Below are 14,931 nucleotides of genomic sequence, written 5' to 3'. Positions count from 1 at the left end.
AACCAGAAACCCCTAAAAAACCTCAAGGGAGTGCGTCTTTCAGGGCCGTGCGAGCCGCCAGGTGGTTGCGCGTTGAACTCAGAATTTCGGCTTCCCGTTGCAGGCGCACCGCCGTATCTTGCATTTCCAACAGGGCCTGTTGTTCCGCCGCCACGCCATAGAGCTTGGCCGCAACCCAGTAGGACAGTTCCGTGGGCAGGGTGGGAATTTCGTCCGGTAGCTCAATTTCCCGATCGGACAATTTGGCCGACAACCGCACCACGTCCTTCAGCAGGGTTTCCACTTCCCCGGCTAACCCATACAGATCATCGCTGGGTGGATCATCTTGGATCCATTCCACCAAGCCAACGCGGTAGGGCTTTTCGCGCACATATTCCAACAGCCGAAAGCGCTGTTGGCCGAGGGTCAACATCTTCAGCCGGCCATCGGGTAACCGTTGATAGCGCAGGACTTCCGCACAACAACCAATGGTGGCAATTTCGCCGCTTTGCTCATCGGACATCAACACCCCAAACCGTCGATCGGTTTCCAGGATGGTGTTCATCATGATCCGATAGCGATATTCAAAAATGTGCAGCGGCAGAGGTTGTCCTGGAAACAACACAAGGTCGTTAAGGGGGAACAACGGCAGTTCACGGACGGCGATCGAGGACGGAGAACCCATCGGCAAAAAGCTGGGAGAGTGAACAAAGCCGCCGCAAACCGCAATGGCGGGCGGATGCTGGCAGCCCCTAGTCTATCGCACTGGGCGGGTACTGGACGGTTTCGCCCCTAGGCCTTGGCTCGTTGATAGTGCCAGATCAACACAGCCAATGCATTGGTGGTGATGTGGGCAATGGTGGGAACCAGCAAATTGCTCGTCCACCAAGCACTGCCGCAGAGAATGGCCCCGGTGATGCCGGCCCAAGCGGCGTAGGGCCAGTGCTTGCGTCCTGCCAAATGCAGCCAACCAAAGCAAAGGCTAGATCCCAACAGGGCCAGCCAGTCAGCGCCCAAGCCGGGAAACATCACCCCCCGAAAGAACAGTTCTTCGCTGGCTCCGGGCAACAGGCCCACCCAAAGTGCATCCCAAGGCAAAAGGGAAGGCATCAACCAGTTGAGATAGGCTTGGGCGCTGCGACGATATCCGGGCCAAACTAGGGCGATCGCGCCGCTGAGGCCGGTGATGGCGAGGCCCAGCCCCAGCCCGATCGCCACCCCAGTCCAAGACCAAATCACAGGCCAGCGCTGCACTTGGCCCAACCAGAGCCACAGTTGCGCCCCTCCCCAAAAGGCCAGGGCAGTGAGGGCGATCGTCATCAAAAGCTGCGATCGCTCTAGGGGTTCTAGATCCAAATCCTCAAAATCATTCACAGGGCTTGACGGGGCGGAGCGGGGATGGAGCGAGGGCAGGGGTGCATGAAAAATGGCTCTGAAGGGCGAATCAACAGCGATGGGTGGCGATGGGTGGCGATGGGTGGTGCTTAATCCCCAGGCGAATCAACCGTTGGCAATAACGGCATGATTGGATCCGATCGCAAGGCATCGGGCCAGAGGCCAGCCCGGCGGGCCGTGAGCCAACCGATCGCCTCTAAGTATGATCGCACCCGTGTGGCTCGCAAATTCAGCGCTTCGGGGGGGACTTGCATCGTCGTGGCGTTGTCGTCCACCGCGAGGATATCGGCCCCGGCGGCGGCCCAATGCAAAACGGCCGCGCCGCCACAGGCACTCGTGGGCGTAATCACCACATCGATCGAGTTGCGGGTGATGTCTAGGGGTTGCCATTGGGCCCAATCGCGCAGGAATTGGGGTGATCGCCACAGGCCAGCCAGCACGCAGGGCAGGAAAGTATGGCCCAATTCTTCAGCGGCCGATCGCGGGGCCAAGTCTGCCACTGGGGGGCCGCTGACCAAGGCCGGCGCATGGGCACAGGGCACGGCAAATTCTCGCACCACCAAATGGCTGATCACCGCTTCGGCTCCGGCGATCGGATCCACGCCCCGGCCTTGACGATAGGCGGTGGTTAGGGGGGTGTCTTCGTCGGGAAAACGGGCCACCACGGCGATCGCCTCGGCTCCGGCTTCGATCGCCCGTTCCGCTGCCCTCAGCAGGCTGGCGGGTTGGGCAATGGTTCCCCAAGAGGCCCCGGAAGCGGAAATTTTGAGAGCCACTCCCAGGGGGCGATCGGTCACAATTGCCGCCATCACATCAATGCCCAAGGTGGCTCGGGCCGCGTCGGCCGCTTGCAGTTGTCGTCGCTGCAATTCCGGCTCAATGGCCCGATCCAAAATCAGAGCGATCCGGTTTTGGCGCACCGGCCGCAGCCCCCAGTCACCAGCCGCGAGGCGATCGAGCGCATAGCCTTCCACATACAGGGTGTTGGGCAACGGCCAATAGAGCATGGCCCCGTTCAACACATTGGGATGGGTGATTAAACAATCCACCGCCGAGGCCATGGCCCGCGCCACCGGTAGCCCATCGCCTGCGTAACCCCCGATCGTTGCACCAATGCCGGTGGGAATCAGCAAGACCGCCGTAAACGGGCGAGTTCGGTCAACGATCGCAGATTGCATCGGGCACAGCTTGCATCAGACGTAGGACATGGAACAACAACGGCTTGGCCCCCGGTCTCGCGCATCGGCCGGGTTTGATCCGGATATTTGCGGAATGAAGCCGGGAGCCAAACAAGCGCTTCCGGTCTGAAGTTTAAGGCCTGGAGTTTAAGGCCTGCGGTGCGCCATTAAACGTTCGACTCGATCGGTTCGCTGGTCACCAGGCCCGTGGTCACAATCGCCTCCACATTGGCCAAATCATCCTCCACCTGGGTCACTGCCCACCGCAACGGCTCACCCCGTTTATGCAATTCCGTTTCGATCGCCTGGGGCAGCGCCATCGGCGACTCGTTCAAGTCAATCTCAAACTCAATGAAATGGGTGGTCATAGAATTATCCAAATTGATGAGGAATCAGCAGCGGCCAAGGCGGCCACCTAGGGCATGTGAAGGAGGGACTTGGATTGATTGGCGCAAGGAATTTTGACCAGCAATCTCGGTCAAAAATCTTGGCCAGCAGTCCCAGCAGTTGCTATCTATCCTAGGCAGCTCTTGGCCCGCCTGGGTCAACTGAGATCAACCGAGGTCAACCTAGGCTGACTTGCTGGCGGCATACATGGACTCGCGCACCTGCACCATGGCATCCACCAACCGATCCATCTCGTCTTGGGTATGGAGCGCGTTGGCCGTGATCCGCACCCGAGGCTTGGCAATGAACCAAATCGGAGAAACCCAAATGCCATGCTCAGCCATCAGTTGGCGGGCAAAATATTTCGGGTTCATGTCCGGTGGCAGCAACACGGGCAACACATTGGTTTCGCCCATCACTTCAAAGTTGGCGGCCGTCAACCGCGATCGCAAGTAGCGAGTGTTGTCTTGCAGGCGCTTCACCAGCTCTGGATGTTGGCGCACTTGGCGAATACTCTCCAGGGCGGCGGCGGTCATTGGCGGCGGCAGGGAAATGGTTCCGATCGAGGTGGGCGACACATTCATCAGCGGCTTGAATTCCGCCACATGGGTGCTGATGGCCGCACCGGCCGAAGCCGCAAACTTCGAGAAGGTGGTCATGATCAGGGGCACAACACCTTTGGCGATCGCATCGCTGGGCAAAATCCCAAAATGCTCATAGATGCCGCGGCCCGTGGGCCCCAGAGCGCCGCTGGCGTGGGCTTCGTCCATCAACAGCACGGAGCCGGGATAGCGACTGAGCACCTCGATCATTTCCGGCAGAGGAGCCACATCCCCATCCATCGAAAACACCGCATCCGACACCACAAAAATGCGATCGCCTGGCCGCGCATGGCGTTCCAGTTTGCGAGCCAAATCTTGCGCATCGCAGTGGCGGTAAGCCTTCACCCGCACATGGGGGCTATAGCTAAAGGTTTTGCCCGATCGCGTCCGAGCGTGGGCCAAGGCCGAGATGATGCAGCCGTGGTTCAACACGTCCGACATGATCAGGGTTTCGCGATCGTGGGTAAAGCCCGGCACCTGAATGGCCAAATGGCAGAACCCATCAATCACGGCCTGCATGGCCATCCAGGCATTCATGAACAGTTGCGTGTGAGGCAAATGCTTGAAGCTGGAAATTTCATCTTCCAGTTGGCGGTGCAGATCAATCCGACCACTTAACACCGAGCAGGAACTATTCGAGGTGCCGTATTGCAAAATTGAGTCGATGGCAGCCTGGCGCACGGCCGGGTTCATCGTTAACCCCAGTACGTCATTCGTACAAAAGGTCAGCACCTCGAAGCGTTCCCCCGTTGTCGCCTCCTCAATTTCGACCCAGTTGCCCTGCTTCTGGTGGCAAATATATTCATCTGGATCGAGATCGCTCTCATACCAGCGCTGGACGTACTCTTTGACGACTTCCACAGGTTTCTCCTCGCCTCAAATTGCTGGTTGCGATCGATCCTTATCCGACCCAGGGTGCGATCGCGTCGTTGCAGTCACTGCCGCAGATTTCCCGCCAAAACAGCTTAGGAGGGGTTAGGAGTCGGGGGGTAATGATCCGAGTCTCCTTCCCAGTCACTGGGCAGGGTGTGGGATTGCGATGGTTTCGGTGTATTGCGATTTGTTGCGCTCGCAAATTGCTCTTAACTGTATCTCAGTTCGCGCCTGCTCTTGCAAGGGGCAATGGATTGGTCATGCAACTGGGCCCCTATTCAGACCCCGCGCGATCGCGTGCAACCCCCTTGGGACTAATTCTAAAGATTTGTATTCCGTAACTCTTGATACAGAAATTGGCAGAAATTTTTCATCTGCGCTACTCTCAGGAATAGGACAACGGCCTGAAACCGACCTTGATTTCTGGCCCAGTAGAGCCAGTAACCAAGGCCCGATCGGGCCAGGGATTGCCGCCCACCCGGCGCAATGCCTGCATCGCCCTCCAACAGTCCGGGAGTTAATCAACGGTTGTTGTCGCTATAACCCTCAATCAGTTTTTCCTCGGAGGTTGCTCCCATGTCTAGTCTCGACCGCGCTCGTGCCCTGATGACCCAACGTCACCATTCCGTTAAGCACCGTCATCAATCCCTGCTAGGCCGCGCTAGCGTCACCATGGGTCTGACCGCCGATGCGGCCAACCGCCTGACCCACATTCAAGGCAAGTTGGTTAGCGATAGCTATGATCGCAGCCCAGCCACCATGAGCTAGGCAAGCATCACGGGGCCAGGCGATTGCTCGATTGATCAAGCAATCGAGCAATCGAGCAATCGATTCAGTCGATCGCCTGATTGCCCAGTTGATCACCCAGTTAATTGCCCAGTCCTGATCCAGACCCCACCCACCGGCCCCCTGCTCCACAACAGGGGCCACTGAGGGAACCACCGGGTCAAGCACAAAACCAAACCCAAAATCAGCAGCGGGGCCGGATGTTTAAATCTGGCCCCGCTGCGCTTGGGGGCTTGGCTCAGAAATCAGCTTGGGGACGGTGTCCTTGGGTGATGATCGAAAGCGATCGATCAAATCAGCGAAATCGATTGGGCGGTCGCTGAGGCGTGTAGAATGCTCTATTGGGACGCTTGGCTTGGTATATCCAGCGATCGTTGGGATTGATTGAGATTGATTGTTTTCTCAATTAACCCCAAAATTCGGATGCCTAGTGGCGTGGTGTTGCGCTGTAGATCGCTTGCTCAAGCGGATTCTTCGGGTGATTTCACGCGGGCCATCTAGAAAACCTTGGACAGCGGGCTTGGGTTTAGTAACTGCCCGATCGGGTAGCCTGCTTGCCCCTTACGGTCGTAACCCCTCGCCGATCGCTGCCACGAGACTTGTCCCAGTCTTCTTCTAATATTCCTTGAGACCTTAGCAAGACTTTAGAGATTGAGGTTCACCATGCGATACAAAGCTTTGATCGCCGCGCTTCTGGCCCTGTGCCTGAGTGTGCTAACGGCGGCCTGCGGCGATGCCTCAATGGCCAGCGATCGCCCCCTGACCTACGAAGAAATTCGGAACACCGGTCTGGCGAATAACTGCCCTGATGTCGATACCGTCACGCGCGGTTCGATCGCCCTTGAAGCAGGTAAAAATTACAGCATTCAAGCCCTGTGCTTACAGCCCCTTAATTACTACGTAAAAGAAGAAGGCCTTAACAAGCGCAGAGAAGCGGAATTTGTGGAAGGCCGTTTGCTGACCCGCAAAACCAGCTCCCTCGACCAAATTCAAGGCTCCCTGGCCGTGAACAGCGATGGCTCGCTGACCTTCACCGAAGAAGATGGCTTTGACTTCCAACCTTCAACCGTGCTGCTGCCCGGTGGCGAAGAAGTGCCCTTCCTGTTCACGATCAAGCAACTGGTGGCCACCAGCCAAGCCGGTCAAGCGGCCATCACCTCTTCCACCGACCTGAAGGGCCAATTCCGCGTTCCCTCCTATCGTGGTTCCACCTTCTTGGATCCGAAGGGTCGTGGTTTGGCCAGCGGCTATGACAATGCCGTGGCGCTGCCCGCTGATGCTGACAGCGACGAACTGGTGAAAGAAAACGTCAAGAAATACGACATCGGCACGGGCAACATCTCGCTGCAAGTGTCGAAGGTGGACGCTGACACCAACGAAATTGCCGGCACTTTCGTTAGCTACCAACCCTCGGATACCGACATGGGTTCCAAGAAGCCGAGCGACATGAAGATTGTCGGTCGCTTCTATGCCCGTGTGGACAGCGATGCCTAGGCCATAAACAAGGGACAAGGGGGACATGCAGGGCCAGCGCTGGGCAGGGGAAACCGAATCCCTATGACAAGGCAGCCCTCACATCATGCCCCCTAGGTTCTTTGGTTGAGAACTTTTTGGTTGAGAACTCTTCGCCTAGAAACTCTTTGCCTAAGAACTCTTTGCTTGGGAGCCATGCCTAATCGGCGTGGCTTCCTTGTTTTTGCACGTTGTTTTTGGTGGAGATGGCTCCACTGCTTGAGGTTCCCGAGTTGGCTGAAGTCCCTGAGCTTACTGAAGGGGATGCTGAAGCGGAAGTGGAATTAGCGGAAGTGGCTGAGCTTAAGGAGTGGGCTTCGGGGGCAAAAAAGGGCGTGTATTGCTGGTGTTCGACCCGGAAGACGTTGGCATAGAGGTTGGCGGCAATTTGCTTGCCGGTTTGGGTTAGCTCCAACAGGCCGAGGGCTGGCTCAATGTACCGGTAAACCACATTCCAATAGAAGCTGGGATATTTGGCGCGCAAGTCATCAGGGCTGTGGTAGCCCAATTGTTGATTGGTGCCAATTTCCTCGAATTCGTAATAGAGGGCAGGAATTTTTTGTAAGTAGCGCGGGTCGGAGAGTTGGCCGATCAAGTCGGCGGCTCGCACCAGGCCGGGATAGCCTACGGTGTCGGCGTGGTCGTTGTCTTGAGGAACGGGGAAGCGGGTGAGTTCAATGTTGTCTTGTACGGCCTGGGTGTCGATGAGGCGGTGCTTTTTGAAGCGGTCTTTGATGAAACGTTTGCCCCGATCGACGTGGTAGGGAGCCATGCTAGCATCGGTGGCTCCGGTGGGGAGGGCGATGGTTTCGTCGTCAATGCCGGTAGCGTAGATCCGCTGCTGGGGGCGATCGCGGTGACAAACGCCGCGTACATAGCCAATGTCGTGACACAGCAGCGAGACGTGAAAGAGCAGCCAATCTTCGCAGGTCACGCCGCCTTGGCGAATATGCTTGCCTTTCAAAATTTCTTGGCCCACCAGGGTGACGTACATGGTGTGCTCAACGTTGTGGTAGAGCGCGTCACTGTTGGCGATGTTTTCTAGGGCCATGTTGGCAACCCACCCGAGAATTTCCGCATAGTCCGGTTTCATACCGCCGTAGGTTTGGCGGTAACCGTCTGCTAGTTCTCGGGTGAGTTCGTCCACGATCGACTTTGTGGGGTTGAGCACGATCGCTACCTCCGCATGAGTCGGCTGAGTTGAGAGGGCAAGGCACTCAAGGGGTTCAAGGCAGTTGCTGAGAAATCGACTGGTGCGAAGTTAACTGGCGCAAAATTAACCTGCATGATGTTTCTATCCTAGCGAGTGGCCGGCGGGATACGGTGACAGGGGCTGGGATGGGTGGTGATGACGGCGGGGGCCCGGGGCGATCGTATCTTGGTTGTTGCTGCGATCGAACTCGCGATCGTTGGTGACCCATGCCCCACGCCTCAATTCACACATCCGCTCAACCACAACTGCACTTCCCTATGGCGATCGATGAGTTTTCTAGCTCCATGCCTCATCAGCCTTCATCTTTCCCATCACAGCCCGATCGGGATCAGTTTGCCCAGGCGGCGATCGCCCAAATTCCCAAAATTTTGACCCTGTGCGATCGCAACCCCCATAGCCCCACCTACGGTTGCTTCGATCGCAACTACTGGCAATACAAAATCGTGGACTTTCCCAGCGGCATGAGCCAGGAATTTGTGCTGCCCCTGGCGTTGGTTTGGGCCCTGCCTTTGCCGAACAATCCTTTTTATCAGCAGCCTAACCTCCGGCGCTGGGTTGAGGCCGGCATTCGCTACGGGGCCCAAAGCTCTCATCCCGATGGCTCCTGTGATGATTATTTTCCCTTTGAGCGGGCCGGAGGGGCGGCGGCCTTTTCTTTGCTGGCCTGCATTGATGCCTGTGAGCTAATTGGGCTGGATGATCCGCAAATTTGGCAATTTTTGAGTCGGCGGGCCGATTGGTTGGCCCATCACCAAGAAAGCGGCCGGCTCACCAATCACCAGGCCTTGATTGTGCTGTGTTTGGAGTTGCTGGGGCAACGGCTCCAGACCGATCGATGGCAACGGGCCAAGGTCGATCGCCTCAATCAGGTTTTGTCTTGGCAGAGCACCGAAGGCTGGTTTCAAGAATATGAAGGGTGCGATCCGGGCTACCACACCCTCACCATTTCCTGTTTGGCGCGGTTGCTGACTTTGCAGGGCGACAAGGCGGATCCAAGATTGCAGCCCGCCTTAGCCCAAGCGGTGGAGTTGGTGCAGTGGTTTGTGCATCCCGATGGCTCTTTTGGAGGGGAATATACAAGCCGAAATACCTATAATTTCTTTCCCCATGGCTTTGAATTGGTGGGGCGGTGGATGCCGTCGGCCCTGGCGATTAATGACCAAGTTTTGCAAGGACTCGCACGGGGATTGGGAGCCTGTTATGCGGATGACCATATTGTGGGTCATCACACTTGGAATTATTTGTTAGCTTGGCGGGATTTTGTGCCCGATCGCCCGTCCATTCCAGATCCCAAGCCCCTACGAGTTTGGCTGCCAGAAGCCAGAATTTTGATCGATCGTCGCCAAAACCATGAAGGTCACTGGCTGACCTTACTGTTAGCCCTCAACAAAGGGGGCACTTTCAAAATTTTCCGAAATCAACATCTCTTGGCATCCGATACGCAATTTTCACTACAAGTGCAACAGGGCAAAAAACTGAAAAATGCTGTGGGTCATCTGGTGGATCAATATGATCTGCAAGTGGAACCCGATCGCATTGGCATTTGTGGGCAACTGGGCTGGGCAAAACAAACCCTCATGACCCCTAGCAAGTTAATGATTTTGCGGTTGGTGATGTTGAGTGTGGGGCGATTTTTTCCGAACCTGATTCGGCGCATTTTGCAGCAGATTTTGATCGTGGGCAAGCGATCGACCCCCTATCGTTTTATTCGTCGTTTGGAATGGGTGGGGCAAGGCTGGCGGGTGCAAGATGAGTTGCTGGCTCCTGATTGGCAACCCGTGCAAGAAGTGGAGATCGGTACTGATCAAACTTCGATTTATGTGGTGATGAGCCGCACTTACCAAGCGGGTCAGCTCCAAAAAAGCTGGGATTTGACGAATCAGGTTCAGCATCTCCAGCCCGGTGAACCCCTGAAGGTCGATCGCCTGTTTTCCTAAAGCCGCCAACCTATCCCCATCATTCTTCCCGCCTGAGATTTTCTATGAAGCGTTGGGTTTCAATTGCCGTTAGCTTGCTGATTTTGATTGTGATTTACACCCGCATCGACTTTGCCGGGTTGGTGCAAGTGTTTCAGCAATGCGATCCGGTATGGATGGCCATCAGCTTGGGCATGGTTGTGCCCTTAACCTTGCTGACGGCCTGGCGGTTGCAGCAGTTAATGCCCCGGGTCAGGCCCCAGGGGGCTATGCCGCGCGGGATTCCGTTGCCCAACCCAGCAAGCTCGGAGGATTCAGACCGGGCAGCATCCCCGGCGATCGAGTCGGCGGCGGTTTCCGCTGCAACCTTGAGCTTTGGAGAAGCCAATCGGCTGATTTTGGCGGCCAGTGTGCTGAATATGGTGTTGCCGTCCAAAATGGGCGACCTGGCCAAGTCCTATTTCATGCGCGATCGGGGACATTTGGATGGTTCCCTGGCCTTTTCGTTGGTGGTGTTTGAAAAGGCTTGCGATATGTTGTCGTTGCTGGTGTGGTGCGGGTTTGGCCTGCTGCTCTATCCCAGCAAGGATCCACTGTTTTGGATCATGACGTTGGCCACGATCGGGGGGTTAGTTTCCGGGGTGGCACTGTTGAGCTGGCCCGCCTTTGCGCGATCGGTCTTTGCCGCCAGTCAGCGAATCGCCCCCGGCAAGATGCGCCGCAAGCTCGATCGGCTCAGCGACTCCTGGCAACTGATGCACGACTACTTTTGGAGCGATCGCCGCCAACTCGCGATCGTCACCCTCACCTCGATCGTGATTTGGTTTCTGCATCTTTTGCAAATCTGGTTTTTCATCTTGGCCCTGCGTGCCTTTGCGCCCTTCCTGGCTAACTTAGCCCTCTCGCCGCTGGCCATTCTGGCCGGCCTGTTGCCCTTAACCTTCGCGGGCGTGGGCACTCGGGACGCAGCCCTCATTTTGTTTTACCAACCCTACTTTGCCGCCCCGATCGGGGCCGCCCTTGGGCTGTTGTGTACCTCCCGCTACCTGCTCCCCGCGATCGGAGGGCTACCGTTTTTGGGGCAATACCTACTTCAGCTCAAACGCTGGCAGCAGCCCACAGCCGGCTCCGACCAATAAACTTTTCTCGGTTCGCCAGGGATTCCGCAAACCCATTTGCCATCCCATCCTTGCCATCTCGCCCACAAGGAGGTTGATCAACAGGGGGGTTACCAACAGGGATTTACCAACAGGGATTTACCAATAAGGGTTACCAACTCAGCAAATCTCGCATAGGAGCCATGCAAAGTTTGCGAATCCGATCGCCAGAGGATGCCAACCGCCAAAACCGAGATCCATCGGGCATTTTCGCGGACTGACCTCGCCCATTGACCGATTTGCTAGCCTTTATTCAGGGATCTCACAGCCAGCAGCCAACATCGATTTTTGTTAAAGGTTTTGACCTTTTCTAAAGGAAACATTAAGGATTTCTGACGAAATTCTAGACAATTACCGTTTTTGATCGGGGCGATTTCAGTTCCTGATTCTTCGGACTAAGTTTTTATACCTAACCTTTGCAAAAAAGCACAAAACTCAGTAAATCCCCACACCACAAAACCTTGAGTTCCCAACAGCCCAGAAATCTACCTCCATCGCCCTCAGCCTTTAGCAACATGGGAGTTTCTTTAATCCTTCGTTGCTCATGCCGAACATCCCTGAAGAAACTTAACAACTTGTAATGACCAAACCCCTTTCTGCGTTGTATAAAGAAATAGCCGAGAGGTGTTTAACAAGCAAACGTTAGTCAACGCGCTACTGCTAGGGATTTTTTTCGGTTCTCATAAAACTTGAAAAGTCTCTCAGATTTTGAGCCATGACTGCGGTTAATTTAACCGGCAGATTTGCCATGGCTACCTATTGAGATCCCCAATTTAAGCAAAGCGTTGCTGAACTAAGACGGAGCTGAAAAACCTTCTCGCACTGCGCTAGCAGGTGAAGGCAGCGAACTGAGTTGTCTACAGCGCAAAACCACAACCAACCTCGACAAACACCTATTCCTTAGGAGATCGATTCCATGTTCGACGCATTTGCGAAGGTTGTTTCTCAAGCCGACGCTCGTGGTGCTTATCTGAGCAACGAGCAACTGGATGCTCTGAGCGCCCTCGTTGCTAGCGGCAACAAGCGTCTCGACGTTGTTAACCGCTTGACCAGCAACGCTTCGACTATCGTCGCCAACGCTGCTCGCGCTCTGTTCGCTGAGCAACCCCAACTGATCGCTCCCGGTGGTAACGCTTACACCAACCGTCGCATGGCTGCTTGCTTGCGCGACATGGAAATCATCCTGCGTTATGTGACCTACGCAACCTTGGCTGGCGATGCTAGCGTTCTGGATGATCGTTGCCTGAACGGTCTGCGCGAAACCTACGTTGCTCTGGGCGTGCCCGGCGCTTCGGTTTCTGCTGGCGTTGCCAAGATGAAGGATGCTGCGATCGCGATCGCTAACGATCCTGCTGGTATCACCCCCGGCGATTGCTCTTCGTTGATTGCTGAAGTGGCTGGCTACTTCGATCGCGCTGCTGGTGCAGTTGCCTAATCGAAGCTGCCGTGAAGTCACTTAGGATTTCAATCTTCTTTTGACTTCAATCTCGTCTCGATTTATCGGAAAACAGGGTTTAAAGCCCCGCCCTTCAGGGCGTTTTAGTCGATGAATGGCCGCTAGGCTAGCGGTTTCAGTCTGCGGAACAACTGTAAGACCAAACATCCTTCGAGGTGGAGGCAGGTGGTGTGAAGCAGAAACCCAAACTGTGAAGTTTGGGAATCCCTGTCCGCTTGCGGTAGGGAAGATGTCAACAACGCTAACTTTAGAGACACCTAACACGGGACTATGAAGACTCCGATCACCGAAGCTATCGCAGCTGCTGATTCGCAAGGTCGTTTCCTGAGCAACGCTGAACTGCAATCGGCTCGCGGTCGCTTCGAGCGCGCTCAAGCCAGCATGGAAGCTGCTCGCGCCCTGACCACCAAGGCTGACAGCCTGGTGAGCGCTGCTGTGCAAGCTGTGTACGGCAAGTTCCCCTACACGACCCAAATGAACGGCGCTAACTACGCCTCGACCCAAACCGGCAAGGACAAGTGCGCTCGTGACGTGGGCTACTACCTGCGCATGATCACCTACTGCTTGGTTGCTGGTGGCACCGGCCCCATGGATGACTACCTCATCGCTGGTTTGGCTGAAATCAACAGCACCTTCGAACTGTCCCCCAGCTGGTACGTTGAAGCTCTCAAGAGCATCAAGGCTAACCACGGTCTGAGCGGTCAAGCTGCTAACGAAGCAAACACCTACATCGACTACGCTATCCAAGCCCTGAGCTAGTTGATGCAATCCCGGAAGAGTGTCCGAGCCGGTTGTGGCTGGTTTGCCCAGCAACGGTAACCTGGTTCAATTGGTTGGCTCCTCTTCCGGGAGCTTTTTTGTAAGCCGTGCTTGCTGTGATTTTTGGGAGATTTGTTCATGGCCGTTACTGTTGCTGCTTCGCGCCTGGGGACGGCAGCCTATGCAGATGCTGCACCCGTTGAGCTGCGGGCCTATGCTTCGGCAGATGATGTTGAACTGGTGATCCGGGCGGTTTACCGTCAGGTACTGGGCAACGATTATGTGATGCAGTCCCAGCGCTTGATTAGCTCTGAATCGCTGCTGCGTAATCGTTCGATCACGGTTCAGGAATTTGTCCGCTCCGTGGCGAAGTCCGATCTATACAAAGAGAAGTTTTTGTATAACAACTTCCAAACTCGGACGATCGAGTTGAATCTGAAGCATCTGTTGGGTCGCGCGCCCTACGATGAGTCGGAAGTGATTGAACACCTCGATCGCTACCAAAACGAAGGCTTTGATGCTGACATCGATTCCTACATCGATTCCGCAGAATATCAAAACGCTTTTGGCGAAAATATTGTTCCCTACTACCGCGGTTTCGCGACCCAAACGGGTCAGAAGACCGTGGGCTTTACGCGTATGTTCCACCTGTACCGGGGCTATGCCAATAGCGATCGGGCACAGATTGAAGGAATCAGCCCGCGTCTAGCCACGGAGTTGGGACGCAATTCTGCTTCGGCCGTTGTGGGTCCCTCGGGCAGCAACATTGGCTGGGCCTTCCGTAATTCGCAAGACCTGGGCCAAGGCAGCCTCACCCCCACCTCTTTTGGCCAAAGCCAAAGCGATCGCCTGTATCGCGTGGAAGCAACGGGCCTGTTGGGCGCTGGCTATCCGGCCGTGCGTCGTAGCAGCCGCACCTTCACGGTTCCCTACTCGCGGTTGTCGGATCAAATGCAAAAGATCCAACGTCAAGGCGGCAAAATCGCCAGCGTTACCCCTGTTTAGGGTCTTGGCTTGAAATAAATGGAATGATGACTCAGCCCCATTGGAAGGTTGTGTTGCTTGGTCACCCTGCCCTGTACCCAGCTCGATCGGCTTGGATTGTCGGATGGCAACGGCTGCTGACTGGGCTGATGCAGCACAGCGGTGACACGCCGCAACAGGGCCAAACCATGAATGGCTGGGACTTGTTTGCTTGCTCCTGTTTGCTTGTAGTGGTTGCGATTGACGAGGTGCAATGATCATGATTCATTCATGCGTTGTACCTCGTTTTCTATCGTCTTGAAAGAGACAGTATTCCACAGTTAAACTGCGACATTTAACTGCGAAGTTTTTTAACAGTTTGAGGGAGAGTTTATGCTCGGTCAAGCGCTTGCGGGTTCGTCGGCCAACACCACTGCTGGGGCCCGTGTGTTCCGTTATGAAGTGACGGGTTTGGCTCAAAATGACCAAACCGATCGCCAGTCCTATTCTGTGCGCAATAGCGGCAGTATCTTCATTAACGTTCCCTATAGCCGCATGAACCAAGAAATGCAACGGATTCTGCGGTTGGGCGGCAAAATCGTCAACATCACTCCTGTGGTTGTGGGCGACGAAGGCGCGGCTGAATAGTTACGGTTCCATCCCCAGGTTCTTGGATCGATTCTCGAATCTGTAGGGGTTAGTTCCGGTGGGAATTAGCCCAAGGATCAGGCTCCGTGACTTGCTTGCCAGTTTCG

Annotated in this window: 15 protein-coding genes; 9 read left to right on the top strand and 6 right to left on the bottom strand. The window is 55.6% G+C overall.

Annotation, left to right across the window (positions count from 1 at the left end; genetic code table 11):
• Positions 1 to 22 precede the first annotated feature (22 nt).
• The 5 genes from H6G53_RS02540 to H6G53_RS02520 form a co-directional block, all read right to left on the bottom strand.
• Positions 23 to 664 carry an LON peptidase substrate-binding domain-containing protein gene (locus H6G53_RS02540; protein ID WP_099535483.1) on the bottom strand — a complete coding sequence of 214 codons (642 nt, stop codon included), beginning with the start codon at positions 662 to 664 and terminating at the stop codon, positions 23 to 25.
• A 107-nt stretch (positions 665 to 771) separates the two neighbouring features.
• The gene (locus H6G53_RS19125; protein WP_199291363.1) at positions 772 to 1,353 is read right to left on the bottom strand and encodes a CPBP family intramembrane glutamic endopeptidase; all 582 of its coding nucleotides are present in this window, start codon (positions 1,351 to 1,353) and stop codon (positions 772 to 774) included.
• Between the two features lie 110 nt (positions 1,354 to 1,463).
• Positions 1,464 to 2,552, bottom strand: coding sequence for a DUF3326 domain-containing protein (locus H6G53_RS02530; RefSeq protein ID WP_190530829.1), 1,089 nt, complete (start codon positions 2,550 to 2,552; stop codon positions 1,464 to 1,466).
• A 167-nt stretch (positions 2,553 to 2,719) separates the two neighbouring features.
• Positions 2,720 to 2,920 (bottom strand): hypothetical protein, encoded by a 201-nt coding sequence (locus H6G53_RS02525; RefSeq protein WP_099535480.1) that lies wholly within the window; start codon positions 2,918 to 2,920, stop codon positions 2,720 to 2,722.
• 201 nt (positions 2,921 to 3,121) lie between these two features.
• On the bottom strand, positions 3,122 to 4,402 hold the full coding sequence (locus H6G53_RS02520) for a pyridoxal phosphate-dependent aminotransferase family protein (RefSeq protein WP_099535478.1): 1,281 nt from the start codon (positions 4,400 to 4,402) through the stop codon (positions 3,122 to 3,124).
• Between the two features lie 588 nt (positions 4,403 to 4,990).
• Between H6G53_RS02520 and H6G53_RS02515 the strand changes: the two genes are divergently transcribed.
• Together H6G53_RS02515 and H6G53_RS02510 are read left to right on the top strand one after the other, a co-directional pair.
• Positions 4,991 to 5,182, top strand: coding sequence for a hypothetical protein (locus H6G53_RS02515; RefSeq protein ID WP_099535476.1), 192 nt, complete (start codon positions 4,991 to 4,993; stop codon positions 5,180 to 5,182).
• Between the two features lie 681 nt (positions 5,183 to 5,863).
• Entirely contained in the window at positions 5,864 to 6,694 is an 831-nt protein-coding gene (locus tag H6G53_RS02510) for a photosystem II manganese-stabilizing polypeptide (protein ID WP_099535472.1), read from the top strand.
• Between the two features lie 178 nt (positions 6,695 to 6,872).
• Here H6G53_RS02510 and H6G53_RS02505 read toward each other — a convergent pair whose 3' ends face one another.
• Entirely contained in the window at positions 6,873 to 7,883 is a 1,011-nt protein-coding gene (locus H6G53_RS02505; RefSeq protein WP_347343079.1) for an Npun_R2479 family HD domain-containing metalloprotein, read from the bottom strand.
• A 326-nt stretch (positions 7,884 to 8,209) separates the two neighbouring features.
• Between H6G53_RS02505 and H6G53_RS02500 the strand changes: the two genes are divergently transcribed.
• From H6G53_RS02500 to H6G53_RS02470, 7 genes are all read left to right on the top strand, one after another.
• Positions 8,210 to 9,862, top strand: coding sequence for a hypothetical protein (locus H6G53_RS02500; protein WP_190530953.1), 1,653 nt, complete (start codon positions 8,210 to 8,212; stop codon positions 9,860 to 9,862).
• A 44-nt stretch (positions 9,863 to 9,906) separates the two neighbouring features.
• Complete coding sequence (locus H6G53_RS02495; RefSeq protein ID WP_190530828.1) at positions 9,907 to 10,980, top strand: lysylphosphatidylglycerol synthase transmembrane domain-containing protein; 1,074 nt, start codon at positions 9,907 to 9,909, stop codon at positions 10,978 to 10,980.
• A gap of 934 nt (positions 10,981 to 11,914) precedes the next feature.
• Positions 11,915 to 12,433, top strand: a complete 519-nt coding sequence (locus H6G53_RS02490) for a phycocyanin subunit beta (RefSeq protein WP_099535468.1) — start codon at positions 11,915 to 11,917, stop codon at positions 12,431 to 12,433.
• 291 nt (positions 12,434 to 12,724) lie between these two features.
• The gene (cpcA, locus tag H6G53_RS02485) at positions 12,725 to 13,213 is read left to right on the top strand and encodes a phycocyanin subunit alpha (RefSeq protein ID WP_099535466.1); all 489 of its coding nucleotides are present in this window, start codon (positions 12,725 to 12,727) and stop codon (positions 13,211 to 13,213) included.
• A gap of 138 nt (positions 13,214 to 13,351) precedes the next feature.
• On the top strand, positions 13,352 to 14,218 hold the full coding sequence (locus H6G53_RS02480) for a phycobilisome linker polypeptide (protein ID WP_099535464.1): 867 nt from the start codon (positions 13,352 to 13,354) through the stop codon (positions 14,216 to 14,218).
• A gap of 23 nt (positions 14,219 to 14,241) precedes the next feature.
• Complete coding sequence (locus H6G53_RS02475; RefSeq protein ID WP_190404974.1) at positions 14,242 to 14,454, top strand: hypothetical protein; 213 nt, start codon at positions 14,242 to 14,244, stop codon at positions 14,452 to 14,454.
• Positions 14,455 to 14,569: 115 nt separating this feature from the next.
• Positions 14,570 to 14,824, top strand: coding sequence for a phycobilisome linker polypeptide (locus H6G53_RS02470; RefSeq protein ID WP_099535459.1), 255 nt, complete (start codon positions 14,570 to 14,572; stop codon positions 14,822 to 14,824).
• Positions 14,825 to 14,931 lie beyond the last annotated feature (107 nt).

It is taken from the genome of Limnothrix sp. FACHB-406, from assembly GCF_014698235.1.
Classification (GTDB): Bacteria; Cyanobacteriota; Cyanobacteriia; order CACIAM-69d; family CACIAM-69d; genus CACIAM-69d.
Note: the sequence above shows the minus strand (reverse complement) of the source record. Positions and strands in the feature narration are given on the sequence as shown.